This is a genomic window from Silvimonas amylolytica, assembly GCF_014645555.1.
In the GTDB taxonomy this organism is placed as follows: Bacteria; Pseudomonadota; Gammaproteobacteria; order Burkholderiales; family Chitinibacteraceae; genus Silvimonas; species Silvimonas amylolytica.
The window spans coordinates 423,418-449,082 of the sequence record NZ_BMLY01000001.1; the positions used below are offsets into that span (position 1 = coordinate 423,418).

The window sequence follows — 25,665 nt, forward strand, 5'->3', positions numbered from 1 at the left end:
CTCCTTACTCAGGCGCGGGCGGTATCAATGGCGGCACGGATGCCGGAAAGGAACGTGGTCAGGCGTTCAGCCAGGCCTTCCTCACCCGCTTCCACTTCCTGGACGAGACGCGAACCAATCACCACGGCATCGGCAAATTTTGCCATGCTGCGGGCGGTTTCTGCATCGCGGATACCAAAACCCACGCCAACAGGCACGGTCAGGTGCTGTTTGATCACAGCAACCCGTTCGGCCACGTTGGAAACATCAAGGTGTGACGCACCGGTCACGCCCTTGAGCGAAACATAATAAGCGTAGCCGCTGGCCAACCGTTCTACCGCCTGAATGCGCGAAACCGGTGTGGTCGGGGCCAGCAGGAAAATTGGATCAATCTGATTGGCCTTGAAAATGCGGGCCAGATCTTCGGCTTCTTCGGGCGGCATGTCTACCGTCAGCACACCGTCAACGCCAGCTGCATGCGCGGCTGCGGCGAAAGATTCATAGCCCCAGCGCTCAACCGGATTGGCATAGCCCATCAGCACAACCGGCGTTTTGTCGTCGATTTTGCGAAACTCGGCCACCATTTCCAGCACGTTGCGCAAGCTCACATTGTGCTTGAGGGCACGCTCACTGGCCCGCTGAATGACCGGACCATCCGCCATCGGGTCAGAAAACGGTACCCCGAGTTCAATAATATCGGCCCCGCCCTTGACCAGCGCGTGCATCAGTTCGACGGTGATGCCAGGGCGCGGATCGCCCGCAGTGATGAAAGGAATCAAAGCCTGCCGGTTTTGCTGTTGGAGTGCGCCAAGCGTGGTCTGGATTCGGGACATGATTTTGTAATATAAAAGTTGGGAGGATTGTGCGGCATCGGCCGGTTAAAGCCAATGCCGCATGTCGTCGCAGCCACAGGGGCTCGCGCGACCCTTACAGTTCGATGCCTGCGAGGCGGGCCATCGTCGGGATATCTTTATCGCCACGACCAGACAAGTTCACCAGAATGACTTTGTCCTTAGGCAGCGTCGGCGCCAGTTTTTTGGCATGAGCCAAGGCATGACTGGACTCCAGCGCCGGGATAATACCCTCAAACCGGCTCAGTTCGTGGAAGGCCTCGATCGCTTGCTGGTCTGTGGCAGCCACGTATTCAGCGCGATGAATATCCTTCAGGTAGCAGTGTTCCGGGCCAACGCCAGGATAATCCAGACCCGCAGAGATCGAGTGGGTATCAGCCACCTGGCCATTTTCGTCCTGCATCAGATACATGCGGTTGCCGTGCAACACACCGGTACCGACATTGGCCGTCAATGGCGCTGCATGACGACCGGTTTCAACGCCGTCGCCACCTGCTTCAACACCGATCAGGCGCACATCCGGCACCTTGATGTAGGGGTGGAAAATACCAATAGCATTGGAGCCACCGCCAACGCAGGCGACCACGTAATCAGGCTGGCGACCCAGCATTTCATCCATTTGCACCTTGGCTTCTTCACCAATCACGCACTGGAAATCACGGACCAGCATCGGGTATGGGTGCGGGCCGGCGCAGGTGCCGATGATGTAATAGGTAGAATCGACGTTGGTCACCCAGTCGCGCATGGCTTCGTTCATGGCGTCTTTCAGGGTTTTGGAGCCGGACTCCACGGCAACAACGGTTGCCCCCAGCAGCTTCATGCGGAACACATTGGGAGACTGACGCTTGACGTCTTCAGCCCCCATGTAAACCACGCATTCAAGGCCATAACGGGCTGCAACGGTTGCCGTCGCCACGCCATGCTGACCGGCACCGGTCTCAGCAATCACGCGCTTTTTGCCCATGCGGCGTGCCAGCAAAGCCTGGCCGATCGTGTTGTTTACCTTGTGCGCGCCAGTATGGTTCAGGTCTTCACGCTTGAGGTAAATCTGCGCACCACCCAGGGCTTCGGACCAGCGCTTGGCGTGGTAAATCGGGGATGGGCGGCCTACATAGTGTGCCAGTTCGTAATTGAACTCAGCCTGGAAAGCCGGATCGACCTTGGCTTTTTCGTATTCGGCACGCAATTCGTCGAGTGCGGGCATTAGTGTTTCGGCAACGTACAAACCGCCAAACTGGCCAAAATGGCCTTTCAGATCGGGTTCTTGATACTGCAGAAAATCGTTCATGCGTGTCTCGCTGCCTTGATGAATTGTGCAACCTTGTTCAGGTCTTTGACGCCACGGGTGCTTTCAACACCACTGGACACATCGACGGCCCATGGCACTACGGCCGCCACGGCCTCGCTCACATTAACCGGATTCAACCCGCCAGAAAGAATAAGCGGCAGAGGTAAATCCTTTGGAATCAACGACCAGTCAAACGCTTCGCCAGTCCCCCCCGGGGTGCCTTCGACAAAGGCATCGACCAGCAAACCGCGCGCATCGTGAAATTGCGCGGCATATTCTAACAAATTTGTGTCCTGTTTTACGCGAACTGCCTTGATCCATGGTTTACCAAAGCTGCGGCAGTACTCTGGCGACTCATCACCATGAAATTGCAAAAGATCCAGCGGCAATACACGTAACAGGTCTCGCAGCCAATCCGGATCTGCATTGACAAACAAACCCACACTGGTCACAAACGCTGGCAAAGCCGCCAGAACGGCCTGCGCTTCTTCTATGGACACGTTGCGCGGACTTGGCTCGTAGAATACCAGTCCAATCGCATCTGCCCCCATTTGCGCGGCGGCACGGGCGGTTGCGGCATCACGCAGACCACAAATCTTGATTCTTACCTGCTGATTCATCCGGCGGGGTTCCTGTCCATCACGCGGTAGATTGTCGCTGACATTGCAACTTGTTGCCTGAATGACTTTGTCAGATCAGGCCGTAACGAGGATCGGGCTCACTGGCAAGGCCGTATTCTTCAGGGTAGCTGACCCCAGCCAGATAAAGGCCATCGGGCATAAAGGTAGGCGGTGCCAGACTGCGGTCACGCCAGCTTAATGCTTCCAGAATCCATTCTGGTTTCTCATTGCCTTTCGCCACATGCAACAAGGCACCCATCAAATTGCGCACCATGTGATGCAAAAAAGCATCGGCCGAAAAATCAACCGTCAACAAGGTGCCATGCTGAGCCAATTCTACCTTGCGCAGGGTTTTGACCGGCGTTTTAGCCTGACATTCCGCCGCACGGAAGCTGGAAAAGTCATGCGTCCCCAGCAACAACTCACCGGCCTGCCGGAAGGCGTCCAGGTCAAGCGGATTGTGTATCCACCCTACCCGACCAGCCCACAGGGCTGGCCGCACCGGATGATTGAGCAACATGTAGCGATAATGCCGCGCTGTGGCAGAAAAGCGCGAATGAAACGAATCGGGCACCGGTTGAGCCCAGCGGACAGCCACGCCATCGGGCAAGAAGCTGTTCACTCCGCGCACCCAGGCAGTCAAAGGTCGGTTGACGTCAGTTTCAAAGTGGGCGATCTGGCCACTCGCGTGCACACCAGCGTCAGTGCGGCCTGCCGCGTGGATACGCAACTCATGGCCCGCCATGCGCGAAACCGCAGCCTCAACCTCACCTTGCACCGTGCGTTGATCAGGCTGGATTTGCCAGCCAGCGAAGGCACGGCCGTCATATTCAATGGCAAGAGCGTATTTCACGGCAGAATCTGGTGGAAAAATACCAAGGTTAGCACGATGAGCACCAACAACAGCATCAGCAGTGCGCGCTGCGGCACAGAGAGGGGCCGGATTTGCAAGGTGACATCCATCGGTTCCAGCCAGGCGCGATCAAGTGGTTGCGAGATATGCGCCCAAAGCGCGCGCCAGTCCTGACGCTCAGCCAGCAAGCGTTCGGCAAAATCCATCGTTAGCGTCATCCGCAACGCCCAGCGCTGCCGGTTTACGCCCAGCAACCCAAGCGGTGCTGCCAGCAGATAAATGCCACCAAACATGGCCTCGCGAGCGAGTGACCGCAGCAACCATTGCAAGCTGGTTAGCACGCCAACCAGTCGCACCACCTGCAAAAACCCCAGCCACAACCCTTCCCGCGTCGGCGAGAATCCGCCCGACCACAGGTACAACCCGGGTGTGGACCAGCCGTAGACCAGCAAAATCGCAAGTAGCAGCACGCGCATGCGCCGCAGCATACGGGTCATGCGCGCAGCTTCAATGGCGAAAGTAACCAGCACCAGAACGGTGGTCACAATGACAAGTGGCGTGGGTTGCAACATTTGCAACCAGCACGCCACCCAGATCCAGCACAGTATCGCGTTGGCGGGATGCAATCAGCCACCCCGCCCGTACGCGCTACTGCCTTGGCAGATATTACAACCCATTCAACAGACCGCGGATTTCCTGTTTCTGTTGCGCACTGCCTTCAACCTCGGCTTCATGCAGAATCTCCCGGGCACCCTCGATATCACCCATGTCGATGTAAGCACGAGCCAGGTCGATCTTGGTTTGCACCGGATCGTCCGCGCCGAAATCTGCGCTGGATTCAGCATCGCCAGAAGACAGTTCGCCGAACGACGTATCCAGATCATGGATTTCAGCCTCTGCGCCCGTTGCAGGTTCAGCGGCCGATTCGTTCAGATCAAAACTGAAATCGAGACCCAGATCATCCGCCGGCTCTGCAACAGGCGTCGCTGCTGCTGGAGCATCCGCTTCCAGCGCAGGCAGATCCAGATCGAGATCCGTGCCGGACATCTCAGGCAGAGAAGCACTCAGGCTTTCATCCGCAGCGGCTTCCGGCGGAAAGCTCAGATCATCCAGTTCATTGTGGGCGATATCCAGACCCGAAACCGCTGACTCAACCGGACCAGCATGACTGGACGTGGCCGGGGCATCGAACGAATCCAGATCAAAATCCAGCGACGAAGCCAGATCTTCATGAGCCGGCGCAGCTTCGACCGGTGCTACGACGGGTGCCGGCGCTGGTGTGTCCAGCCCCATATCCAGGTCAGCCAGCGGATCAATCATCGGTGCGGGTTCAGCCGCAGGTTGCACAGCCGGAGCCGGTGCGGCAGCGTCAAGACCCAGGTCAAAATCCAGATCGTCTTTCGGCTGTTCATGATGATGTACGGCTTCTGCTGCGGCCAGACCAGCCACCGCAGCACCCGCCGCCGCAATACCAGCCACCGCGCCACCACTTACAGCTGGAGCATGGTTTTCAGCAGCACGTGCGGCACTTTCGGTCCGCAGATACAACGGGTTTTCCGGATCAAGATTGTGACCGATATAAGCCGCTTGCTCCCACACCGGGCCACGACCATTTTGAGTGGCGTACAGCTCGGAAGCGATTTCCTCAAACGAAGTTTTATCCTTGCGGGCTGCGTGGATTTCCAGCAGCTTCAGGCGAATCTCGTTGCGGGATGGGTCTTTAGCGAGCGCGTCCTTGAGAATTTCCTCCGCCTGGGCGTCACGGCCATAGGCCATGTACACCTCAGCCTCAGCAATTGGATCCACCTCGTCGGTATCGATGGTGCCCAAGCCCTGGCGGCTAAAATCAGTCAGGAATGAATTCTCGGTCGGTTGCGTGCTGATCACGGCACCGCCAGTCTGACCAAGAACGGTATTTGGCTTCAGGTCGCCGCCAGTGATGATGCTGTCATCAAACGCAGCCGGTTTTTTGCGACGGCGGTTGTAAACAAACGCGCCAGCACCCAGCAACAGCACCAGAAGGCCTGCGCCCGGGATCAGCGGGTTGTCCATCAGCGAATCAAAGAAAGATGGCTCTGGGGCCGGAGCCGGAGCAACCGGCACAACGTGGTGACGCGGCTTGCTGGCAGCAACCCGCGCAGCGGCGGGCTCACTGGCTACGGCACTGGCTTCAGAAGCAACAACCGCCGCAACAGGCGCAGATGCGGCAGCAGAAGCAGCCACAACCGGAGCCGGAGTTGGAGCCGGCGTTGGCGTCGCAGCTTGCGAGGCAGCCTTGCCCTGCATAGCCAGCAGCCCCTTCATGTCCTTCACATTCTTTTGCAGTGCATCGACACGACCTTGCGCATCTTTGAGCGCTTTGTCATGGCCGATCTTGTCTTCTTCGTTGCTGCCACCGGTGCCAGCATTACCCGCTTTGGCGCCATTGGAAAGTTTCAGCACGTCCTTGTTCGACTGACCGGACGTGGCGCCCTTGTCTTCAACCTTGGCACCAATCTTGCCGCTGGCACCCTGATTCTGCGCTGTTTCTTCCGCCGGATTGGCGGCAGCATTTTCGGCGACCTTCTGACGATAGGAATGCCAGTTCTGCGACTGCAGATGGATTTCCTTCGAAGCTTCCGCACGAGAAAGCTGATTCATCTGATCGGCAGATGGAATCTGCAGGATCTTGCCGCGCTTCAGGCGATTCATATTGCCGTTGAAGGCATCGCTGTTATTGCGGTACAGCGCGACCAGCACCTGATCCAGACTCACACCATCAGGCTGGACCTGATGCGCAATACTGGAAAGCGTGTCGCCGGACTTGACCGTGTAGCTATCCACGCCCGCCTGCGCACCCGCAGAAGGGGCCGGTGCTGCAGTAGCCGCTTTTTCTGTGGCCTGGGCGGCTGGTGCCGACGCAGTCGCAGTACGACCCTTGTGCCCGCGACGCGCGGACGGTGCAGCAACCGGACGGGCCGGTGTGATGGCGCCAGGCAAAGCACGTGGCGCTGTGCTACCCGCTGCATTCACGTTATTCGTGTTGTTGCCATAACCGACCGGATCGATCAGCGCTGTATATTCGCGCTGAATGCGGCCAGAGGCCCAGTTCAAGTCGACCAGCAACTCAAGTACAGGCTCACTGACAGCCTGACTGGAGGTAATGGTAACGAAGTACTGACCATTGGGGCGCTTGTCGATATTGAAACGCAGACCCAGCGAGGACGAAGGGTACGGCACTTGTGCAGCGCCATAGGCATCAGGCGGAGCCAGGCTCACGACCAGTGAATCAGCCTCTTCCGGTTGCACGGCAACCAGATCGATTTCCCCGCGGAACGGCTGTCCAAGACCGGACAAGACATTCAAACGTCCCAGCCCCGCCGCATGAACACTCCACGGCGCTGCAAGCATCATTGCCAGCACGCAGGCTTTGACTCCAGGTTTGATAGGCACAGCTTCCCCCAATTTCTTTCACGTAAACCGACACCTGACATGTGTCGGCAATTTCACGAATTCCGGGTCGCGAACATAACACTCACGCCCAAAAAAGCGCAAGGCGACCCAACGGTTACATCGATTATATGTTGTGGATTATGCGAAAAATCGCGAATTCAATAAGAATTGTCAAATTTAAAAAGTGGATTGTTATTTTTCAGACAACAGATGATTTACCCGTACTGCCGATCATCGGTCTGAATGCCCCGTCCAACCGACACTGCGGATAATTTCCAATTGGCCACCGCCCAAACCCAGAATTCATCCCGGGATGCATCAAGCAGCGTCTTGTCCGGTTGCTGACCCAGCAACCCGAGAGCACGCCACAATACCGGCACCGGATTTTTTTCCGCCACAACCGCAGGTGCCTGCGTCTGCTTGCTTAACTTTTCGCCGGCCGAATTGACCAGCACCGGAATATGCGCATATTCAGGAGACGGGTAATTAAGTAAAGTCTGCAAATATCGCTGACGGGGGGTCGAATCAAGCAGATCAGCGCCGCGCACGATATGAGTTATTCCCTGCAACGCGTCATCGACGACCACTGCCAATTGATAGGCAAACAATCCGTCGGCGCGCTTCAATACAAAATCGCCAACATCGTTCGGCAGCGACTGACACTGCAGTCCTTGTATCCGATCGGTATAGCAAACCGGTGCAATTTCTTCCGTATTGATGCGCCAGGCCCGGGCCTGCCCTCCGGATTTAAGCCCATGCCGGCAAGTGCCCGGATAGACCGGCCCATCCACGCCGGCATGCGCCACACTGGCAATCTCGCGTCGGGTACAGGAACACGGGTAGACAAGGCCGGTGTGCTGCAATTGCTGCATCGCGAGGTCATAATGCGCATCGCGCTGGCTTTGGTAAATCACCTCGCCATCCCAATGCATGCCCCAACTTTCCAGTTGCCGTAAAATCTCGTCGGCTGCGCCGGATATGCAGCGTGGCCGATCCAGATCTTCCATGCGCACCCGCCATTCCCCATCTGCCGCGCGCGCATCCAGATAACTGGCCATCGCCGCCAGCAATGAGCCGGCGTGCAGCACGCCTGTTGGGCTGGGGGCGAAACGCCCGCGATAACGCGTTGCAGTTTTGTCAGTCAATGCGTGAGCAACTGCAGAAGCCGGATTTTCAACAGATTTCATCGTCATACAACACAATGGACGCTCACCAGGACCGAAGCAAATACATCGGAATAGTTCTGCCTGAGCGCTGCTTGTTATAAAATGGTGACAGTTTATATCACCACCCGGTCCGCAAAGCGCACCGAAACCGATTGCCTACCCGCTCCGATCTCTAAAAGGAAACGCCATGACCTATGTTGTCACCGACGCCTGTGTGAAGTGCAAGTACACCGACTGTGTAGACGTCTGCCCGGTTGACTGCTTTCGCGAAGGCCCGAATTTTCTGGTGATTGATCCGGACGAGTGCATCGACTGCACCCTTTGCGTGGCCGAATGCCCGGTAGAGGCGATCTACGCCGAAGATGACGTACCTGCAGACATGCAGGACTTCATTGCCCTGAACGCCGAGCTGTCCAAGAGCTGGACACCGATCGTTGAAAAGAAAGACCCGTTGCCGGACCACGAAACGTGGGCTGGCGTGACCGGCAAGTTCGATCAGATCGAGCGCTGATCTGCGTATCAAAATACGCTGAACAGCCAGCAACCCGGCGGCGCAGCTTGCGTTACGCCGGGTTTTTCGTTTATAGTTGCGAGTTCACCCCTTGCCTGACCGGCGTCGCACCTGGCAGGCTGTTATAAACCGCAAGGAGCACACATGCGACACTATGAAATTGTATTCATCGTGCACCCGGATCAAAGCGAGCAAGTGCCCGCAATGATCGAGCGCTACAAAGCACTGATCGCAACCGGTAACGGCACGATCCATCGTCTGGAAGACTGGGGCCGCCGCCAACTGGCTTACCCGATCCAGAAGATCCACAAGGCTCACTACGTTCTGCTGAACGTTGAAATCGCTCAGGAAACCCTGGACGAACTCGAACATGCCTTCAAGTTCAACGACGCCGTACTGCGCCATCTGACGACCAAGATGGAACACGCAGTGACTGAACCTTCCCCGATGATGAAGGAAGAGAAGTCCAAGTCGTTGGCCGCTCCGGCACAAGAAGGCCAGGCTGTCTAAGCCGGCACTTTTGCCTACAACGACGTGACGAAAAGCAACCGGGTTCTGCTTTATGGAACCCTGATCGAATTGCAGGCTTTACGCGTCACCCCTGCTGGCATACCGGTTCTGGAGTTTGTTCTCCTGCATGAATCGGAACAGCTGGAAAACGAAGTGCCAAGGCGAGTTACGCTGGAAGCACCGGCAAGGGCCACTGGCCCGGTCGCACAAGCGTTAAGTAAATTGCAAATTGGTCAGGAACTCAAAGTGGCTGGATTTCTGGTCAGCATGGGACAAAAGTTCCGTCGCCGGCTCGTGTTGCATATCGAACAGTACGAATTGTTGAATTAAAGGATAGATACCATGTCTCGCCATCTCTTCAAGCGGAAGAAATTCTGCCGCTTTACCGCCGAAGGCATCAAGGAAATCGACTACAAGGACATCGCGCTCCTGAAAGATTTCATTGCTGAAAACGGCAAGATCATCCCGGCCCGCATCACTGGCACCAAGGCCAAGTACCAACGTCAACTGTCGGCTGCCATCAAGCGCGCTCGTCTGCTCGCGCTGCTGCCGTACACCGACCTGCACTAAGTCGGGGAATTAGAACATGCAAATCATTCTGCTCGAAAAAGTAGCTAACCTGGGTAACCTGGGTGATGTGGTCAAGGTTAAAGACGGTTTCGCCCGCAACTTCCTGATCCCGCAAGGCAAAGCCAAGCGTGCGACTGAAGCCAACCTGAAAGACTTTGAAGCACGCCGTGCTGACCTGGAAAAGGCACAAGCCGAAATCCTGGTTGGCGCTCAAGCCCGTGCCGAGAAGCTGCAAGACGCTTCCGTGACCATCGCCCAGAAGGCTGGTGTTGACGGCCGTCTGTTCGGTTCCGTTGGCAATGCCGACATCGCCGAAGCGTTCACCGCTGCTGGCCATCCGGTCAAGAAGTTCGAAGTACGTCTGCCGAACGGCGCCTTCAAGGCAATCGGCGAATACGACGTTTCCCTGGCGCTGCACCACGATGTTGTGGTTGACGTCAAGGTTCTGGTCGTCGCTGAGCAGTAATCTGCTTGCCCGCTCCGGTGGGAACAGCATAAAAAAAGGGAAGCTGAGGCTTCCCTTTTTTTGCGTCTGTCGCCCACTTGTACCATTCTGTGGATTGGTCACATATGAGGCGCACCAAACCTGGCGCCGCTCATTATAATGAGACCCTTATCTGCGCCCCGGCACCCAAGGACAGCACCCGCATGAGCTCCAGTATCAATCCAACCGATGTTGCCCGGGAAACGCTCAAGCAGCTTGCCATTCGCCGGATTGCTCCAACACCCGATCACTACGAAGAGATTTATCACAGCATTGCAGGCACGCCCGAAGAGCAGCGCCTGCACCCGCTAGCGCGTCTACTGGAAGCACGCATCGCCGAACTGCCACGACAGTCACCCGAACTATTGCGCAACCTGGATCAGTTCAAGCGTGCGATCCGCGCTGGCGATTGGGAACGCGCACCTGAACTGATTTTTCGCTGCGTCGATTTACAAGGCGGCCAGACCCGGCTCAGCCGCAGCTGGGCAGAACTGTTGCGTGAGTTTATCCGCCAATGGGATCTGCGCAATCCGGCTTACCCTTCAACGCGCAAACAGGATTCTTTTGAGAAAGTCCTGATCCATTTTGGCAATGATCCAGCTGCATTGAATGAAAAGCTGGACGGGCTCGTACGGGCATGGTCCGAAACAAACTCAACCTCCGAAGCTGTTGAAGAAATCCTGCCTGCTGGCGCCATAGCAGCAGAGATTACGCCAACGAGCGGAGAAACCAGCCTCGGCCATTGGGAAGAATGGCGCGAGTCACTGGCGCAGGCACTGGATCTGGGGCTGGCAGCTCGCCTGACGCACTACCCGGACCTCGCCATTGATGCATCTGCTCTGGCGCGTGAAGCCGAAGGCGTGCAGACCGAAAACGACCTGCGCAAGTTTATTCCGCGGCTAAAAAAATTCTGGATCAAGCTTGAACTCACCAATGATCAAGAAGAGCGCCTGTGTGATGGCCTGCTGAATCTGCTGCGTTTGCTGACCGATAACATCAGTGAAATCATCGTCGATGAAGAATGGGTCCATGGTCAGATCGCGGTGATCCAGAACATCATGTCGCAGCCACTGGACATGCGGCTGATTTACGATGCCGAAGCCGGGCTGAAAGAAGTGATCTACAAACAGAGCGTACTCAAACAGGGTCTGCGTGAAGCACAAACTTCACTCAAATCAGTGTTGACGTCGTTCATTGATCGCCTGGGCACCATCGCCGACAGCACCGACCAATATCAATCTCGTATCAGCCTGTATAGCGATCAGATTGAACGCAGCAACAATCTGGCCGACCTGAAGACCGTTCTGGACAATTTGACCCAGGACACACGCTCCATGCAACTGGATGTCGTGCGCACTCGGGATGAACTTCTTCAGGCACGTGCACAAGCAGAAGAGGCACAGTCGCGCGTCAATCAACTGGAAGGCGAATTACGCGCGGTGAGTGAGAAAATCCGTGAAGATCAACTCACCGGCGCATTGAACCGCCGCGGCCTGGAAGAAAGCATCCTGATCGAAACCGCCCGCGCCCAACGCAGCGGTAACCCTCTGGCGCTGGTCCTCCTCGATCTGGATGACTTCAAACGACTGAACGACACCAGAGGGCATAGCGCTGGAGACAAGGCGTTGATTCACCTGGTCGCCGTCGTGAAGGCGTTGCTGCGCCCTACTGATCGCATTGCGCGGTATGGCGGCGAGGAATTTGTACTGCTCCTTCCCGATACACCGTTGCAGGAGGCCGCTCTGGCCATGATGCGATTGCAGCGCGAACTCACCCGCCGCTTCTTCCTGCACAACAACGAGAAGGTGCTGATCACGTTCAGCGCAGGTGTAACGTTGCTGCAGCAAGGAGAGCCTGGCAACAAGGCCATTGATCGCGCTGACGCAGCCATGTACCGCGCCAAAAAGGCCGGCAAAAACCGTGTAGAAGTGGAATCCCCGATGCCCTCAGAGACTGGCCCCGGCGCTACCGTGTGAACCCAACAAAAAGGACGGCAGAAGCCGTCCTTTTTGTTTGCACCGACAATCAACAGCAATCAGACAAACAGTTCATCCGGATTACAAACTGCGGTGCCGAGCTTGCCGACAACAATGCCTGCGGCACGATTAGCCCACAGCATGGCATCCGGCAAATCCTGTCCTGCAGCCAGCATCAAACCCAGTGTACCGATGACGGTATCGCCAGCGCCGGAAACATCAAATACCTCTCGCGCTACCGTAGGCATATGGGCTACGCCCTGTTTACGGAACAGGGTCATACCCTCTTCGCTACGCGTCACCAGGAGCGCATCAAGATCAAGGTGCTCGCGCATGGATTGCGCCTTGGCCACCAGATCAGCCTCGTCCCGCCATTCGCCAGCCACTTGCCGGAATTCGGACCGATTAGGTGTCAGCAATGTGGCGCCGCGATAGCGCGAATAATCATCCCCCTTCGGGTCGATCAACACCGGCTTGCCCGCATTGCGCGCCGCCGCAATCATGTCGAACACATGATGCAAGCCACCTTTGCCGTAATCGGACAAGATAACCACATCGTGGTCGGGCAGCATCCGGCAGAAATCATCCAGCTTGGATGCCAGAATTTCATAGCCAGGCGATTCTTCAAAATCAATGCGCAGTAATTGTTGTTGTCTGGCCAGAACACGCAACTTCACGGTAGTGGCGATGTTCGGATCACGATAAAGCGAGGTGCTGACGCCATCTTCGTGCATCAGGCGTTCCAGCGTCTCCCCTGCCTCATCCTGCCCCACTACGCCAAGCAACGTAGCCTTCCCACCCAGTGCGGCGATATTGCGCGCGACGTTTGCCGCACCACCGGCGCGCTCTTCCGTTTTGCGGATATGCGCCACCGGGACGGGTGCCTCGGGTGAAATACGCTTTACGTCACCAAACCAGTAACGGTCCAGCATGACATCGCCCACAACCAGCACCCGCGCGTGGCGCATGGCCTCACGCAGGTCTGCCTGGTCTACCGCTGAATCAGAGACGACCGATTGCGTCATATTCAAATCCGTTGTCACGAACAATGGCAGGGTCGAACAGATTACGACCGTCGATCACCAGCGGCTGCTTCAGGCGCGCTTTGATAGCACCAAAATCAGGCACCTGGAATTCCTTCCACTCGGTGACAATCAACAATGCGTCGGCATTATCCAGCACATCCATCAGTGTCTTGCCGTAATTGACCTTGTCACCAAGGATACGCTGGGCTTCATGCATGGCGACCGGGTCAAATGCGCTCACTGTCGCACCGCGCGCCAGCAGGCCGTCAATCACGACCAGGCTCGGGGCTTCACGCATGTCATCGGTTTTGGGCTTGAATGCCAGACCCCAAATAGCAAAGTGACGGCCCTTGAGGTCTTCACCAAAGCGCTGGGTCACCTTCTTGACCAGCAGGCTCTTCTGGGTGTCGTTCACTTCTTCGACAGCCTCAAGCACTTTCAGCGTCATGCCGTACTCGTTGGCCGTCTTGCACAGCGCCTTCACATCCTTGGGGAAGCAGGAGCCACCATAACCGGCACCTGGATACAAAAAGCTGTAGCCAATACGAGGGTCAGAGCCAATACCCTTGCGCACCAACTCAATATCAGCGCCGAGTTTTTCTGCCAGGTTCGCCAGTTCGTTCATGAACGAAATACGCGTGGCCAGCATCGCGTTCGCGGCGTATTTGGTCAGTTCGGCAGAGCGGATATCCATAACAAGCATACGCTCATGATTGCGCTGGAACGGCTGATAAATGGTGCGCATGATGCGGATGGCGCGGTCATCTTCAGCGCCGACCACGATACGATCCGGACGCATGAAGTCTTCAATTGCAGCGCCCTCTTTGAGAAACTCAGGATTGGAGGCCACCGAGAACTCGATACTGGCGCCACGCTTTTCCAGTTCTTCAGCGACAGCAGCCTTGACCTTGTCTGCAGTGCCAACCGGCACTGTCGATTTGTCGACAATGACTTTGTATTCAGTCATTGCACGGCCAATGTTGCGGGCTGCTGCCAGAACGTACTGCAAGTCAGCAGAACCATCTTCATCAGGCGGCGTGCCCACCGCGATGAACTGTACGGTGCCGTGCGCGACCGATTCATTGATGTCGGTCGTGAAGCGCAAGCGTCCTGCTTGCACGTTGCGGGCCACGATATCATCGAGACCCGGTTCAAAAATGGGGATGCCGCCAGCGCGCAGCATGTCGATCTTGCGTTGGTCAAGATCCAGACACACCACGTCATTGCCGTACTCAGCAAGGCAAGCCCCCGTGACCAGGCCAACATAGCCGGTACCTACCACTGTGATTTTCATGAATCAGGCTTCCTTGATTTGTTGATTGAATTGTTGCAGCGTCGCAAATGGATCTTTGCTTTGCGTAATCGGACGCCCCATGACGAGATAATCTGCCCCGGCAGCAATGGCAGCAACGGGCGTCATGACACGGCTCTGGTCATCGGCGGCTGCATCGGCCGGCCGGATACCCGGGGTAACCAGCTTGAATTGCGCACCGCACGCTGTTTTGAGCATGGCCGCTTCCTGAGCCGAACAGACCACGCCATCCAGGCCACTATCTCTGGTCAGTCGAGCCAGACGCGCCACCTGCACCTGCGGTTCCGGCAGACCAATTTCAGCCAGCTGCGCGGCATCCATACTGGTCAGCACGGTGACCGCAATAAGGAGCGGGCGCTGGGGAAGTGCTTCCAGCGCTTCCCGCGTGGTTTCCATCATTTTGCGCCCGCCCGAGGCGTGCACGTTGACCATCCATACCCCCATCTGTGCAGCAACCTTGCAGGCTTGCGCCACGGTATTGGGGATATCGTGAAACTTGAGGTCCAGGAATACGTCAAAACCGCGCTTGACCAACCCCTCCACCACCGTCGGACCGGCACTGGTGAAAAGCTCTTTGCCCACCTTCAGGCGACATTGTTCCGGGGTTACGCGATCGGCAAAGGCAAAAGCGGAAGCCGCATCCGCGTAATCCAGCGCTACAACGATTCTTGGGTCTTGAGACATGGGTTCCTGTCTTTGATATGGGTGTTTCTAATAGCAAATAACGAGATCATGGCCGGCAGACCATGCGCCACCAGGCGCCGCCCGCTCCGGCCAATAATCCTTATTGCGAATTACGGTTGCGTTTACCTCGCACAGGCGCAAACGATTCCCAGCTTGTGCAGGCCGGGCAATGCCAAAAATATTGCCGGGCCTTGAAACCACAATGGCTGCAGTAATACATGGATTGCTCTCGAGTGGCCTCATTGAGCAATTTAACAATAATTTCCAGATCGGATTTTTGATCATCCGGCGCGATCAGTAGATGGGTTTCCAGAACACGGCGCAAACCCGGCATGGTCGGATGATTGCGCAAACGCTCACGCACAAAGGCATACGCCTCATCCATGCCGTTTTTGGACATCATGCGCTCGTAGATCAGCTCCAGCACATCCAGATCCGGATACTGGCTCAGGAGGCGCACCAGAAGATTGGTACCTTCGTCAGCACGCCCGGTGGAGTCATAGGCGGCCAGCAAGGGTCGGGCCACCAGCGCCAGGTAGTGCGGATCCTGGGATTCAATCGCCAGCCAGTATTCAATCGCCTCTGCCGGATTACCCGCCTGGATTGCCAACTCACCCTGCAGCGAACGGGCGCGAGCGCATTGGCGATTCGCTACCAATGCAGCCTCCAGTTCACCGCGGGCCTCTTCAGGCTGTGAGCGTGCCATGGCTTGCTCGGCCAGTTCGCAATGGAACTGGGCAATTTCATGCTGATAGGTGTGGCTGTCATCGCGCAATTGCTGGGCAATCTCGATCGCTTTACGCCAGGCTTTTTCCTGCTGGTACACACCTAGAAGTTCGGTGCGGGCCTGACGGGCGTAATCGGTGTGCTGCAGTTCGGTCAGGATGGCTTCTGCGCGGTCATACAGACCGGCTGCCATAAAATCTTGCGCCAGTTCAAACTGGGCCTGCTGACGTTGTGCATCGTTGAGTTCTGGCCGGGCAAGCAGCTTTTGGTGCATGCGGATCGCACGCTCCAGTTCACCGCGACGGCGGAACAAGTGGCCCAGCGTAAATTGCAGCTCAACGGTTTCTGCATGATGACGGGCAACTTCAACGTACACATCCACGGCGCGGTTTGTTTCGCCGTTGAGCAAGTAGTTCAGGCCTTTGAAGTACGCAGCAGGCAAGGAACGCGTTTCGGAAAGAACGTGCTTGATGTCGATGCGAGCCGCCAGCCAGCCAAGGCCAAAGAAAGCAGGGAATGCAATCAACCACCAGTATTGTGAATCAACCATTGGACTTAACCTGGCCAGTACGAGCCGGCATTATCATTATTCTTGAAATGAAACTGTACAACTTAGAGCATGTCGCGCGGCGGCTCTACTGCGACCGCCTCCGCCGTGGCAACGGGCGCGATGTTGCTACGTGCGCGCAACTCTTTGCGCAAGCTGACAAGTTCACGGCGCATACGCACAACACGCGTCAGTGAGGCGAGCAACCCCAAGGCCACGCCAGCGACGAAGAACACCAGCAGGATCATGGACAGTGGCGCGGTCCATTCGTACCCGGCAAAGAAATGCAGAGAAGTGGCATCCCCATTGCGCATGGCGAAACCCAGCAAGACCACGAACACGATCAGCTTGATAAGCCCGTAAACATATCGCATCTTTATTCCACGCTATCCGGAGTATTTATGGCGGTATTGTAGCCGATTCAGGCATGGGGGCCATGTCAGGAATTTCCGTGCATTTGTTTCAGGCAAGTAGCACGATCTTTGCCGCTACATCACCATAAAACCTTTTCGCTGCCTGACGGCGTCCAAATACGAATGTAGCAGTCCAGATTGGGGCTACATCGGCTTTTTTCCAGATTCGTATTCGCGGCGAATCTACGTAAAAAAACGGCTCCCAAAGGAGCCGTTTTCTATTGCGGGCCATTAAAGCCAGGACATCACAGGAGCTCGTCTACACGCTCGCGCAATTCCTTGCCAGCCTTGAAGTGCGGCACGAACTTTTCCGGAACCTCGACACGCGTGCCGGATTTCGGATTGCGCCCCACCCGCGGTGGGCGGTAATTGAGGTCAAAGCTGCCAAAACCGCGGATCTCGATGCGCTGGCCTTGAGCCAGGCTCTTGCCCATCGCATCGAGAATGGTTTTGACGGCCAACTCAGCATCTTTCGTCACCAGTTGCGGATAGCGCATGGTGAGCTTCGAGATGAGTTCGGACTTCGTCATGCTGCCTTGTTCCTTATTCGTTGGAACCAGACAGCTTGGCCTTCAGCAGTGCGCCCAGGCTGGTGGTGCCGGCATTGCCAGCGTCAGCGGTATTGGACAGACGGCTCATTGCGTCCTTCTCGTCGCCCATGTCCTTGGCCTTGATCGACAGGTTGATCGAACGGTTCTTGCGATCAACGTTGATGATCATGGCTTCGACTTCGTCGCCTTCCTTCAGCACGGAACGGATGTCTTCCACGCGATCGCGGGAGACTTCAGTTGCACGCAGGTAGCCTTCAACTTCTTCGGTCAGACCGATCACGGCACCCTTGGCATCCAGGGACTTCACAGTACCCTTGACGATGGCGCCCTTGTCGCTGGAACCCACGTAGTTGTTGAACGGATCACCTTCCAGTTGCTTGATACCCAGGGAGATGCGTTCCTTGTCCACGTCGATGGACAGAACAACGGCTTCCACTTCGTCGCCCTTCTTGAAGTTGCGAACGGCTTCTTCGCCAGCAACGTTCCAGGACAGGTCGGACAGGTGAACCAGGCCGTCGATACCGCCCGGCAGGCCAACGAACACGCCGAAGTCGGTAATCGACTTGATCGCGCCCTTGAGCTTGTCACCCTTCTTGAAGTTTTCAGCAAACTCATCCCACGGATTAGCCATGCATTGCTTCATGCCCAGGCTGATACGACGCTTCTCTTCGTCGATATCCAGGATCATCACTTCGACTTCGTCGCCCAGAGCAACAACCTTGGACGGATGAACGTTCTTGTTGGTCCAATCCATTTCGGACACGTGAACCAGGCCTTCGATGCCTTGTTCGATTTCCACAAATGCGCCGTAGTCGGTCAGGTTGGTTACCTTGCCGAACAGACGGGTGCCTTGCGGGTAGCGACGGGACAGGCCCACCCACGGATCTTCGCCCAGTTGCTTCAGACCCAGGGACACGCGGTTCTTCTCTTGATCGAACTTCAGCACCTTGGCTTCAACTTCATCGCCAACTGCCAGCACTTCGGACGGGTGCTTCACACGACGCCATGCCAGGTCGGTGATGTGCAGCAGGCCGTCGATACCGCCCAGATCCACGAACGCACCGTAGTCGGTGATGTTCTTGACGATACCCTTGACCACAGCGCCTTCGCGCAGGGTTTCGAGGAGCTTCTGACGCTCTTCGCCCAGGGACTCTTCCAGCACGGCGCGACGCGAAACAACCACGTTGTTGCGCTTGCGATCGAGCTTGATCACCTTGAATTCGATTTGCTTGCCTTCGAACGGGGTGGTGTCCTTGACCGGGCGGATGTCTACCAGGGAGCCCGGCAGGAACGCGCGCAGGCCGTTGACCATCACAGTCAGACCGCCCTTGACCTTGCCGGAGATCACGCCGGTCATGACCAGGCCCTTCTCCAGGGTGTCTTCCAGCTCGATCCAGGCGGCCAGGCGCTTGGCCTTTTCGCGGGAGAGCTTGGTTTCACCGTAGCCGTTTTCCAGGCTGTCGATAGCGACGGGAACGAAGTCGCCAACCTTGACTTCGACTTCGCCGTTATCGTTCTTGAATTCTTCCAGCGGAATCAGGGATTCCGACTTCAGACCGGCATTCACGGTCACGAAGTTATTGTCAATACCGACGACTTCAGCGGTAATTACTTCACCAGCGCGCATTTCCTGGCGCGTGAGGCTTTCTTCGAAAAGCGCGGCAAAGCTTTCCATCGAGTCGTTAAAGGTTGCAGTGGTCATGTGAATGAAAGGTTCCAGCATCTTCAGGCTGACGCCCAAAGGGGGGTTAGTTAAACAGAGGCCGGGGTGCTTTGCGCGCACCAGCCATGGGTTTTTCGCAAATGCGAAAGCAACACGGCGAATGACATGGTCATGCCATCCACCACGCTGAACTTGCGATACTACAGGATTCTGCCAAGCCGATCAAGCATTTAGCGACGATTTGCCGCTTGCCACCAGCCCAGAATCTGCTGCACGGCAGCCTCGATATCCATGGCTGAGGTATCGAGTAAATGGGCGTCTGGCAATTGCTTGAGCGGGGCCACGCTGCGCGCACGGTCACGCTCATCGCGTGCGTGCAGATCTGCGGTAATGGCGGTCAGATCTGCTTCTTCGCCGCGTGCCAGCAATTGCTTGTAGCGACGCTCGGCACGCACTCCTGCACTGGCAGTCAGAAAGACTTTGAGCGGTGCCTGCGGGAACACCACCGAACCCATGTCACGACCGTCGGCCACCAGGCCGGGGACTTGCGCAAAGGCTCGCTGGCGTTCCAGCAAAGCGGCTCGTACCTGCGGCAAAGCCGCCACTTTGGAAGCCCCCACACCAATGGACTCGGTGCGAATGGCGGTGCTGACTTCGCTATCACACAACAGGATGTGTTCACCATCAAACTTGACATCAAGTGTCTGCGCGACATTCGCGACGCCGTTTTCGTCATCCCACGGCACGCCGGCGCGGGCAGCAGCCAAAGCAGCAAGGCGGTACAGCGCGCCAGAATCCAGATAATGAAAACCGAGGGCAGCGGCAACGCGCTGCGCCACAGTCCCCTTACCCGAAGCGGAAGGCCCGTCTACTGCAATAACCGGTACGAGCAAACTATGCATTACTTACCCGCCAGAATGCTTTCGATACGAGCGAGTTCGTCAGCACTGAATGCCAGGTTGTCGATCGCACCCAGGTTTTCATGGATTTGCTCAACGCGGCTGGCACCAATGATCACGGTGGTCACAGTACGCAATGCCCATGCCAGCGACATTTGCGCCAGCGTTTGACCGCGCGCAACGGCGATCTCGTTCAGCTTCTTCACTTGCGCCAGGCGCAGGTCAACCTTATCCACAGTCAGGAACGGGTTGCCGCTGTCAGCCGCGCGCGAATCAGCCGGCACGCCATTCAGGTAGCGGCTGGTCAACAGGCCTTGCGCCAACGGGCAGAAAGCGATCGAACCGATACCTTCTTCGTTCAGCACATCAGTCAGACCATCTTCAATCCAGCGATCAAACATGGAGTACGACGGCTGGTGAATCAGGCAAGGCGTACCCAGTTCTTTCAGTACACGGGCGGCTTCACGGGTTTGCTCGGCCGAGTACGAAGAGATACCCACGTACAGCGCCTTGCCCTGGCGCACGATGGCATCCAGTGCACCCATGGTTTCTTCGATCGGAGTTTCCGGATCAGGGCGGTGCGAATAGAAGATATCCACATAATCAAGGCCCATGCGTTGCAGGCTTTGATCAAGACTGGACATCAGGTACTTGCGGCTGCCGAAATCACCGTACGGGCCATCCCACATTTGCCAGCCGGCCTTGGTAGAGATGATCAACTCATCGCGGTAGGCCTTCAGATCTGTCGCCAGTACGCGGCCAAACGTGGATTCTGCCGAGCCTGGGGGCGGACCATAGTTATTCGCCAGGTCAAAGTGGGTGATACCGGCATCGAACGACTCCAGCACCATCTGGCGGGAGTTGTCGTACGCCTTGTTGTCGCCAAAGTTGTGCCACAGGCCCAGTGCCACGGCGGGCAGCTTCAGGCCGCTTTTACCGCAGCGGCGATACGGCATGCGGTCATAGCGCGCCGGATTTGCAACATAAGTCATGTGAGTGTCCTGTTTTTTAGTGGTTCTTTTCTGGTGTGCGGTGACCGCACGTAGCCCCAACGAAAATCGCCTGCAAACGCAGGCGTTTTCTTGCCGGTAGCCCTACCCGGCCCATCCATATTACAAACGTCATTTTGCCTGGTTGTGACGCTGACCCCAGGCAACACGCGCGCGACTGGCCGTCGCGAAGTAGTCCTCCATACCCTCTGTATTACCTGCCTCGACCAATGCAATAACATGCTGCAACTGGCTGGCGCAGGATTTGAGATCGGCAAGGATGGCCTCACGATTTGCCACAGCAATATCCCGCCACATTTCCGGGTGCGAACCTGCAATCCGGGTGAAGTCGCGAAATCCCGTGGCAGCAAAATCAAGACAGGGTTGCGCGTCAGACTTGGCCAGCACGGCGTTCATATAAGCAAACGCCAGCAAGTGCGGCACGTGGCTGACGGCGGCAAAAATGCCGTCGTGCTGCTCAGGGCTCATGGTATACACCCGCGCGCCACATTGCTGCCATAAGGTCTGCACCTGCTCCAGGGCATTTTGGGCAGTTTCGGCAAAAGGCGTCAGCACGACACGACGGCCTTCAAACAAGCCATATTGTGCGGCAGCCGCACCGGAAAGATCAGACCCGGCAATCGGATGCCCTGGTACGCAACAAGAGAGATGCCGGGGCAAATGCTGGCGAAACAACGCGGCCACATCCTGCTTGGTTGAGCCACCGTCGGTCACGATGCAGTCTGGCGCCAGATGCGGTGCGATGGCTTGCATCAGAGCACCCATCTGCCCGACTGGCGTACCCAACAGCACTAGATCAGCCCCCTGCACCGCGGTTGCCGCATCATGAGAAGCGTCGTCGATCACATTCAGATCAAGCGCGCGCTCCAGGTTGGCTGCGCTGCGCCCCACGCCAACAACTTGCTGCACCAGCCGTGCACGCTTCAGCGCCAGGGCGAACGAGCCGCCGATCAAACCCGTTCCCAGCAGTACCAGCTTGCGCACGCCACTCATGCAGATGTCCCGTTCCCAGTTCGCGGCCTTACCGGCCCTGTGTATTTGATCGTTAAGGCCGTCCGTAGACGCCCCAAAAAGTGCTTATTGCATCACCAGCGTGGTCAGCACGCGGACGAGGCTACGCTTGATGCCTGAGCCGTCCGCTGGTGGGTTATCAACGGGTGTTTCCTTGATTCGCAAGGTATACAAGGTACCTGGTTGATACTCAAAGCCATCAATGCCGCCATACAGGAGCGTCCAGGGTTGATCCGCGGCGTCCCGCACTTGCAAGCATTGCATCTGGCCCGCGCCTGCAGAGCACGTCTTTGTGTCCGGCGCGACCTGAATTACACGTTCACCACCGGGCGCCGCCGGTGCACTGACTGCGGGTTGCCCCTTGCCATCGGTCCGAGCGAACACCAGTAGATCGTCGTTCGGCGTGGTGAAGGTCAGATGCCCCGCTGTATCAAGTTCGTAGTAATGTGCTGTATCCAGCAGTTTGAGTACATCGCTCTCTTTGATGCCCACATTTGCATCCAGACAGGCCATGCGTGTGCCCGCCAATGGGCCGATCTTCAGACCATTCAACGTCTGGATTTGCCCCATAAAACGGTTGCAGCCAGAAAATCCGCTGACATGGTTGCCATCAATCTTTAGCGTCACCGGTTTTTGGGACTGTTCAGTCTGCGTTTGTCCAGCCACGCGCCAGGATTGCAACTGGTACTCACCATCCAGCAACGATCTGGCTTGTGCACAGACCGCAGTCACAGCAAACAAGCCAGCCAGGAAAGTGGCCTGAAAAAAAGCACGGATGCGCATGACGTGAACTCCTGTTTTTATCGATAAACCTGTGCGACCACAGGAATACACGCAGGTTTTATGACATTGGCGGGAATTTTACCCGGATACACGTTTTTACGGCGCCTTTGTGTTGGCTAACCGGAGATATCTGTTTTTTCCGGTTCCGGTTACAGACGCCGTCCTACCGCCACTGCGATTGCGCCCAGCGTTTTCATCAGGGTGTTGAGTTCTTCCGGAGTCAGCGCCTGGTCAGCATCACACCACGCCTCACAGGGGTTCGGGTGCATTTCGATCAACAGACCGTCAGCACCAGCGGCCACAGCGGCTTGCGCCAGGGCAGGCACCATCCATGCTTTGCCACCGGCATGACTGGGATCAACAATGACGGGTAGATGGGTTTCGCGTTTAAGGACCGGAATAGCCGTGACATCCAGCACATTGCGATAAGCCGTTTCAAACGTGCGAATACCGCGCTCGCAGAAAATGATGTTGTGATTGCCGCCAGCGGCAATGTATTCAGCAGACATTAACCATTCGGATACCGTGGCAGACAGCCCGCGCTTGAGGATGACCGGTTTGTTGACGCGCCCTACTTCCTTGAGCAGATCAAAGTTCTGCATATTGCGAGCGCCAATCTGGATGACGTCGACGTCGTACTCCATAAAGGTGTCGAGCATGCGCACGTCCATCAATTCGGTGACGATGGGCAAATTGTGCTGGCGTGCGGCTTGTTGCAAATATTCCAGGCCTTGTACGCCCAAACCCTGAAAGGTATATGGACTGGTACGCGGTTTGAATGCACCACCACGCATCATGCGGCAACCAGCAGCGGCGACCGCTTGGGCAGAAAGAGCCATTTGCTCTGGTGTTTCAACCGAACATGGGCCACCAATGACTTGAATCTGCTCCCCACCAATGGGAATACCACGCACGCGGATCACCGAGCCCGCCGGGTGCGTATCGCGCGAAACAATCTTGTATGGCTTGGTAATACGGTTGACGCGCGCCACACCGGGCAGGATTTCCAGGTGGGCGGCATCCAGTTTGTCTTCGTCGCCAATGGCGCCGATCAAGGTTAATTCGGCCCCGCGTGAAAGATGTTCACGCAATCCGGCTTTATGGATCTCGGCAATGACGCCCTGGATTTGCGCTTCAGTCGCGCCTGTATTCATCACGATAATCATCAGTTTCTTCCGTGCAATGCCGTTCTGCTTGCGAGGCATCAATTGTAATTCGGCAGGCGAGCAATTTTGTTGTCATAAATACGCTTGAAGGCCGACCAACTGACCAGCGCTATTCATCTACATTTAACAAATACCCTGAAAAGGCTGCCACCTCAGTATGGACCTTGTCGCCCACCTGCTTAATAGTCTGTTTACCATGGCCTCTTTGGTAGAAGCCCGCGACCCTTATACCGGCGGACACCTCTGGCGCGTTTCACAATTGTCTTATCTGATGGCACAAGACCTCGGGCTACCACCAGAAGCCGTCGCCCAGATTACGCTGGGCGGTTTTTTGCATGATCTGGGCAAGATTGGCATTCCAGATACCATTTTGCATAAACCCGGCCCGCTGACGGATGAAGAATACGCCACCATCCGCACACATCCGCAAACCGGCGCCCGGCTACTGGGTAATCATCCGCTGGCCTATCTGGCGATAGACGCGGTACTCAAGCATCACGAAACGCCCGACGGCAAGGGTTATCCGCAAGGGCTAGCGGGCGAAGACATTCCGCTCGCAGCCGGTATCGTCGGCATTGCCGATGCCTTTGACGCCATGACGTCGACGCGTCCGTACCGCAGGGGAATGCCGATCAATGCTGCACTGGACATTATCCAGAGCAAGCTCGACACCCAATTTGACCGCGTACTGGGCGAGCGGTTTATCGAAATGGGACGAACCGGCGTGTTTGATGAAATTGTGGGCCACTCAGAGCCGGGCGTGCGATTGCAAAGCTGCCCCAGTTGCGGCCCCATCATTGCAGTGCCACGCAGAACCCGCAGTGGCGACATTGTCGCTTGCCCGGCCTGTCGTACGCGCATCAAGGTGGTGGGCAATCATGAGGACTGGATGCTGGTGCCGCTGCCAGACAAAGAAGTGTCCCCGCCGCTGCAACTGGACCCGGACCTCGTACGCGCCATGGCACACACCATACGTACCGCGTTGGGCGAATCGGTTCGGGTTAGCGGCTAGCTGACAGGATCAAGCGCTACGGAACTGCTCTGCTGCGACGCGCAAGTAGTAGAACATCGACACAATGGTCAACAGGCCTGCGATATACAACGCGGCGGTACCTACAGTCTGAGTAGAGAGGCCTGGAATAAAGTTGCTTTGCCACAGCAAGAGAAGGATGGCGACCATCTGGGCCGTTGTTTTGAGCTTGCCGATATAGGCCACCGCCACACTCTTGGACTTGCCCAGTTGGGCCATCCATTCACGCAGCGCAGAAATGGTGATCTCACGACCGATGATGATCACGGCCAACCACGAGGGCGCACGCATGAGTTCGACCAGCAGAATCAAAGCGGCAGCGACCATCAGTTTGTCAGCGACCGGATCAAGAAATGCGCCAAAAGAAGAGGTTTGATTCCAGCGCCGGGCCAGGAAGCCGTCAAACCAGTCTGTGAGCGCCGCCACCGCAAAGATGATCGCCCCCGTCATGTTCTTCATGGGCATGGAGATGACGGAATCAGGCAGATAGAACAAACCGACAAACACCGGAATGGCTGCTACACGTAACCAGGTCAGGAAAATCGGCAAGTTGAAAGGCATTGCGGATGGCCAGATCGCATAAAAGTCAGCATTCTAACAGGTGC

At 56.6% G+C, this 25,665-nt stretch carries 27 protein-coding genes; 7 read left to right on the top strand and 20 right to left on the bottom strand.

The features are described 5' to 3' along the window. Positions 1 to 8: 8 nt before the first annotated feature. The 7 genes from trpA to gluQRS all read right to left on the bottom strand — a co-directional run bounded on the left by trpA (position 9) and on the right by gluQRS (position 8,210). Positions 9 to 812: a tryptophan synthase subunit alpha gene (gene trpA, locus IEX44_RS01890; protein ID WP_188688147.1), complete on the bottom strand. Its 804-nt coding sequence runs from the start codon at positions 810 to 812 to the stop codon at positions 9 to 11. A gap of 94 nt (positions 813 to 906) precedes the next feature. Further along, complete coding sequence (trpB, locus tag IEX44_RS01895; RefSeq protein WP_188688149.1) at positions 907 to 2,118, bottom strand: tryptophan synthase subunit beta; 1,212 nt, start codon at positions 2,116 to 2,118, stop codon at positions 907 to 909. Further along, on the bottom strand, positions 2,115 to 2,738 hold the full coding sequence (locus IEX44_RS01900; RefSeq protein WP_188688151.1) for a phosphoribosylanthranilate isomerase: 624 nt from the start codon (positions 2,736 to 2,738) through the stop codon (positions 2,115 to 2,117). Before IEX44_RS01900 ends, trpB begins: the two co-directional genes overlap by 4 nt. Positions 2,739 to 2,808: 70 nt before the next feature. Further along, positions 2,809 to 3,591 (bottom strand): tRNA pseudouridine(38-40) synthase TruA, encoded by a 783-nt coding sequence (gene truA / locus IEX44_RS01905; protein WP_188688153.1) that lies wholly within the window; start codon positions 3,589 to 3,591, stop codon positions 2,809 to 2,811. After that, positions 3,588 to 4,136 (bottom strand): hypothetical protein, encoded by a 549-nt coding sequence (locus IEX44_RS01910; RefSeq protein WP_229678685.1) that lies wholly within the window; start codon positions 4,134 to 4,136, stop codon positions 3,588 to 3,590. The genes truA and IEX44_RS01910 overlap by 4 nt, the downstream gene beginning before the upstream one ends. Before the next feature lie 121 nt (positions 4,137 to 4,257). Next, the gene (locus tag IEX44_RS01915) at positions 4,258 to 6,984 is read right to left on the bottom strand and encodes a motility hub landmark protein FimV (protein ID WP_229678786.1); all 2,727 of its coding nucleotides are present in this window, start codon (positions 6,982 to 6,984) and stop codon (positions 4,258 to 4,260) included. 254 nt (positions 6,985 to 7,238) lie between these two features. Then, on the bottom strand, positions 7,239 to 8,210 hold the full coding sequence (gene gluQRS / locus IEX44_RS01920; RefSeq protein WP_188688159.1) for a tRNA glutamyl-Q(34) synthetase GluQRS: 972 nt from the start codon (positions 8,208 to 8,210) through the stop codon (positions 7,239 to 7,241). A gap of 166 nt (positions 8,211 to 8,376) precedes the next feature. Here gluQRS and fdxA point away from each other — a divergent pair, with 166 nt between their 5' ends. The 6 genes from fdxA to IEX44_RS01950 all read left to right on the top strand — a co-directional run bounded on the left by fdxA (position 8,377) and on the right by IEX44_RS01950 (position 12,240). Beyond that, a complete protein-coding gene (fdxA, locus tag IEX44_RS01925) occupies positions 8,377 to 8,700 on the top strand; it encodes a ferredoxin FdxA (protein WP_188688161.1) in 324 nt (107 codons plus the stop codon). A 144-nt stretch (positions 8,701 to 8,844) separates the two neighbouring features. Continuing rightward, positions 8,845 to 9,210 (top strand): 30S ribosomal protein S6, encoded by a 366-nt coding sequence (rpsF, locus tag IEX44_RS01930; RefSeq protein ID WP_188688163.1) that lies wholly within the window; start codon positions 8,845 to 8,847, stop codon positions 9,208 to 9,210. A 24-nt stretch (positions 9,211 to 9,234) separates the two neighbouring features. After that, positions 9,235 to 9,540, top strand: a complete 306-nt coding sequence (gene priB, locus IEX44_RS01935; RefSeq protein WP_188688165.1) for a primosomal replication protein N — start codon at positions 9,235 to 9,237, stop codon at positions 9,538 to 9,540. Between the two features lie 12 nt (positions 9,541 to 9,552). Continuing rightward, positions 9,553 to 9,780, top strand: coding sequence for a 30S ribosomal protein S18 (gene rpsR / locus IEX44_RS01940; RefSeq protein WP_184097521.1), 228 nt, complete (start codon positions 9,553 to 9,555; stop codon positions 9,778 to 9,780). A 16-nt stretch (positions 9,781 to 9,796) separates the two neighbouring features. Continuing rightward, on the top strand, positions 9,797 to 10,246 hold the full coding sequence (gene rplI, locus IEX44_RS01945) for a 50S ribosomal protein L9 (protein ID WP_188688167.1): 450 nt from the start codon (positions 9,797 to 9,799) through the stop codon (positions 10,244 to 10,246). 182 nt (positions 10,247 to 10,428) lie between these two features. Continuing rightward, entirely contained in the window at positions 10,429 to 12,240 is a 1,812-nt protein-coding gene (locus IEX44_RS01950) for a sensor domain-containing diguanylate cyclase (protein WP_188688169.1), read from the top strand. A gap of 59 nt (positions 12,241 to 12,299) precedes the next feature. On the opposite strand, the gene rfaE1 is transcribed toward IEX44_RS01950, so the two are convergent. From rfaE1 to aroF, 12 genes are all read right to left on the bottom strand, one after another. Further along, positions 12,300 to 13,265 carry a D-glycero-beta-D-manno-heptose-7-phosphate kinase gene (rfaE1, locus tag IEX44_RS01955; RefSeq protein ID WP_188688171.1) on the bottom strand — a complete coding sequence of 322 codons (966 nt, stop codon included), beginning with the start codon at positions 13,263 to 13,265 and terminating at the stop codon, positions 12,300 to 12,302. Next, positions 13,243 to 14,559, bottom strand: a complete 1,317-nt coding sequence (locus tag IEX44_RS01960) for a UDP-glucose dehydrogenase family protein (protein ID WP_188688173.1) — start codon at positions 14,557 to 14,559, stop codon at positions 13,243 to 13,245. Before IEX44_RS01960 ends, rfaE1 begins: the two co-directional genes overlap by 23 nt. A gap of 3 nt (positions 14,560 to 14,562) precedes the next feature. Continuing rightward, positions 14,563 to 15,261, bottom strand: coding sequence for an orotidine-5'-phosphate decarboxylase (gene pyrF / locus IEX44_RS01965; RefSeq protein ID WP_188688176.1), 699 nt, complete (start codon positions 15,259 to 15,261; stop codon positions 14,563 to 14,565). Between the two features lie 100 nt (positions 15,262 to 15,361). Beyond that, positions 15,362 to 16,537 (bottom strand): lipopolysaccharide assembly protein LapB, encoded by a 1,176-nt coding sequence (gene lapB / locus IEX44_RS01970; protein WP_188688178.1) that lies wholly within the window; start codon positions 16,535 to 16,537, stop codon positions 15,362 to 15,364. 62 nt (positions 16,538 to 16,599) lie between these two features. Beyond that, positions 16,600 to 16,908 (bottom strand): LapA family protein, encoded by a 309-nt coding sequence (locus IEX44_RS01975; protein ID WP_188688180.1) that lies wholly within the window; start codon positions 16,906 to 16,908, stop codon positions 16,600 to 16,602. A gap of 284 nt (positions 16,909 to 17,192) precedes the next feature. Next, complete coding sequence (locus IEX44_RS01980; RefSeq protein WP_184097507.1) at positions 17,193 to 17,477, bottom strand: integration host factor subunit beta; 285 nt, start codon at positions 17,475 to 17,477, stop codon at positions 17,193 to 17,195. A 13-nt stretch (positions 17,478 to 17,490) separates the two neighbouring features. Then, positions 17,491 to 19,200 carry a 30S ribosomal protein S1 gene (rpsA, locus tag IEX44_RS01985; protein WP_188688182.1) on the bottom strand — a complete coding sequence of 570 codons (1,710 nt, stop codon included), beginning with the start codon at positions 19,198 to 19,200 and terminating at the stop codon, positions 17,491 to 17,493. A 191-nt stretch (positions 19,201 to 19,391) separates the two neighbouring features. Next, complete coding sequence (gene cmk, locus IEX44_RS01990) at positions 19,392 to 20,063, bottom strand: (d)CMP kinase (RefSeq protein ID WP_188688184.1); 672 nt, start codon at positions 20,061 to 20,063, stop codon at positions 19,392 to 19,394. Beyond that, positions 20,063 to 21,052, bottom strand: a complete 990-nt coding sequence (gene mgrA / locus IEX44_RS01995; protein WP_188688186.1) for an L-glyceraldehyde 3-phosphate reductase — start codon at positions 21,050 to 21,052, stop codon at positions 20,063 to 20,065. Before mgrA ends, cmk begins: the two co-directional genes overlap by 1 nt. A 129-nt stretch (positions 21,053 to 21,181) precedes the next feature. Next, positions 21,182 to 22,063 (bottom strand): prephenate dehydrogenase, encoded by an 882-nt coding sequence (locus IEX44_RS02000; protein ID WP_188688188.1) that lies wholly within the window; start codon positions 22,061 to 22,063, stop codon positions 21,182 to 21,184. Positions 22,064 to 22,147: 84 nt separating this feature from the next. After that, on the bottom strand, positions 22,148 to 22,864 hold the full coding sequence (locus IEX44_RS02005; RefSeq protein ID WP_188688190.1) for an META and DUF4377 domain-containing protein: 717 nt from the start codon (positions 22,862 to 22,864) through the stop codon (positions 22,148 to 22,150). A gap of 149 nt (positions 22,865 to 23,013) precedes the next feature. Then, positions 23,014 to 24,069, bottom strand: a complete 1,056-nt coding sequence (gene aroF, locus IEX44_RS02010; protein ID WP_229678686.1) for a 3-deoxy-7-phosphoheptulonate synthase — start codon at positions 24,067 to 24,069, stop codon at positions 23,014 to 23,016. A 118-nt stretch (positions 24,070 to 24,187) separates the two neighbouring features. Here aroF and IEX44_RS02015 point away from each other — a divergent pair, with 118 nt between their 5' ends. After that, positions 24,188 to 25,042, top strand: coding sequence for an HD domain-containing phosphohydrolase (locus tag IEX44_RS02015; RefSeq protein ID WP_188688195.1), 855 nt, complete (start codon positions 24,188 to 24,190; stop codon positions 25,040 to 25,042). Between the two features lie 9 nt (positions 25,043 to 25,051). Here IEX44_RS02015 and pgsA read toward each other — a convergent pair whose 3' ends face one another. Further along, the gene (gene pgsA, locus IEX44_RS02020) at positions 25,052 to 25,621 is read right to left on the bottom strand and encodes a CDP-diacylglycerol--glycerol-3-phosphate 3-phosphatidyltransferase (RefSeq protein WP_188688198.1); all 570 of its coding nucleotides are present in this window, start codon (positions 25,619 to 25,621) and stop codon (positions 25,052 to 25,054) included. Between the last annotated feature and the right edge of the window lie 44 nt (positions 25,622 to 25,665).

Coding starts and splice junctions, on each gene's coding strand:
- IEX44_RS01915 (WP_229678786.1), bottom strand. CDS start 6,984: ATGATGCTTGCAGCGCCGTGGAGTGTTCATGCGGCGGGGCTGGGACGT.
- pyrF (WP_188688176.1), bottom strand. CDS start 15,261: ATGTCTCAAGACCCAAGAATCGTTGTAGCGCTGGATTACGCGGATGCG.
- rpsF (WP_188688163.1), top strand. CDS start 8,845: ATGCGACACTATGAAATTGTATTCATCGTGCACCCGGATCAAAGCGAG.
- aroF (WP_229678686.1), bottom strand. CDS start 24,069: ATGCCTCGCAAGCAGAACGGCATTGCACGGAAGAAACTGATGATTATC.
- rplI (WP_188688167.1), top strand. CDS start 9,797: ATGCAAATCATTCTGCTCGAAAAAGTAGCTAACCTGGGTAACCTGGGT.
- lapB (WP_188688178.1), bottom strand. CDS start 16,537: ATGGTTGATTCACAATACTGGTGGTTGATTGCATTCCCTGCTTTCTTT.
- IEX44_RS01975 (WP_188688180.1), bottom strand. CDS start 16,908: ATGCGATATGTTTACGGGCTTATCAAGCTGATCGTGTTCGTGGTCTTG.
- trpB (WP_188688149.1), bottom strand. CDS start 2,118: ATGAACGATTTTCTGCAGTATCAAGAACCCGATCTGAAAGGCCATTTT.
- rpsA (WP_188688182.1), bottom strand. CDS start 19,200: ATGACCACTGCAACCTTTAACGACTCGATGGAAAGCTTTGCCGCGCTT.
- fdxA (WP_188688161.1), top strand. CDS start 8,377: ATGACCTATGTTGTCACCGACGCCTGTGTGAAGTGCAAGTACACCGAC.
- IEX44_RS02015 (WP_188688195.1), top strand. CDS start 24,188: ATGGACCTTGTCGCCCACCTGCTTAATAGTCTGTTTACCATGGCCTCT.
- IEX44_RS02005 (WP_188688190.1), bottom strand. CDS start 22,864: ATGCGCATCCGTGCTTTTTTTCAGGCCACTTTCCTGGCTGGCTTGTTT.
- IEX44_RS01900 (WP_188688151.1), bottom strand. CDS start 2,738: ATGAATCAGCAGGTAAGAATCAAGATTTGTGGTCTGCGTGATGCCGCA.
- mgrA (WP_188688186.1), bottom strand. CDS start 21,052: ATGACTTATGTTGCAAATCCGGCGCGCTATGACCGCATGCCGTATCGC.
- pgsA (WP_188688198.1), bottom strand. CDS start 25,621: ATGCCTTTCAACTTGCCGATTTTCCTGACCTGGTTACGTGTAGCAGCC.
- rfaE1 (WP_188688171.1), bottom strand. CDS start 13,265: ATGACGCAATCGGTCGTCTCTGATTCAGCGGTAGACCAGGCAGACCTG.
- trpA (WP_188688147.1), bottom strand. CDS start 812: ATGTCCCGAATCCAGACCACGCTTGGCGCACTCCAACAGCAAAACCGG.
- IEX44_RS02000 (WP_188688188.1), bottom strand. CDS start 22,063: ATGAGTGGCGTGCGCAAGCTGGTACTGCTGGGAACGGGTTTGATCGGC.
- rpsR (WP_184097521.1), top strand. CDS start 9,553: ATGTCTCGCCATCTCTTCAAGCGGAAGAAATTCTGCCGCTTTACCGCC.
- IEX44_RS01960 (WP_188688173.1), bottom strand. CDS start 14,559: ATGAAAATCACAGTGGTAGGTACCGGCTATGTTGGCCTGGTCACGGGG.
- IEX44_RS01980 (WP_184097507.1), bottom strand. CDS start 17,477: ATGACGAAGTCCGAACTCATCTCGAAGCTCACCATGCGCTATCCGCAA.
- cmk (WP_188688184.1), bottom strand. CDS start 20,063: ATGCATAGTTTGCTCGTACCGGTTATTGCAGTAGACGGGCCTTCCGCT.
- gluQRS (WP_188688159.1), bottom strand. CDS start 8,210: ATGAAATCTGTTGAAAATCCGGCTTCTGCAGTTGCTCACGCATTGACT.
- IEX44_RS01950 (WP_188688169.1), top strand. CDS start 10,429: ATGAGCTCCAGTATCAATCCAACCGATGTTGCCCGGGAAACGCTCAAG.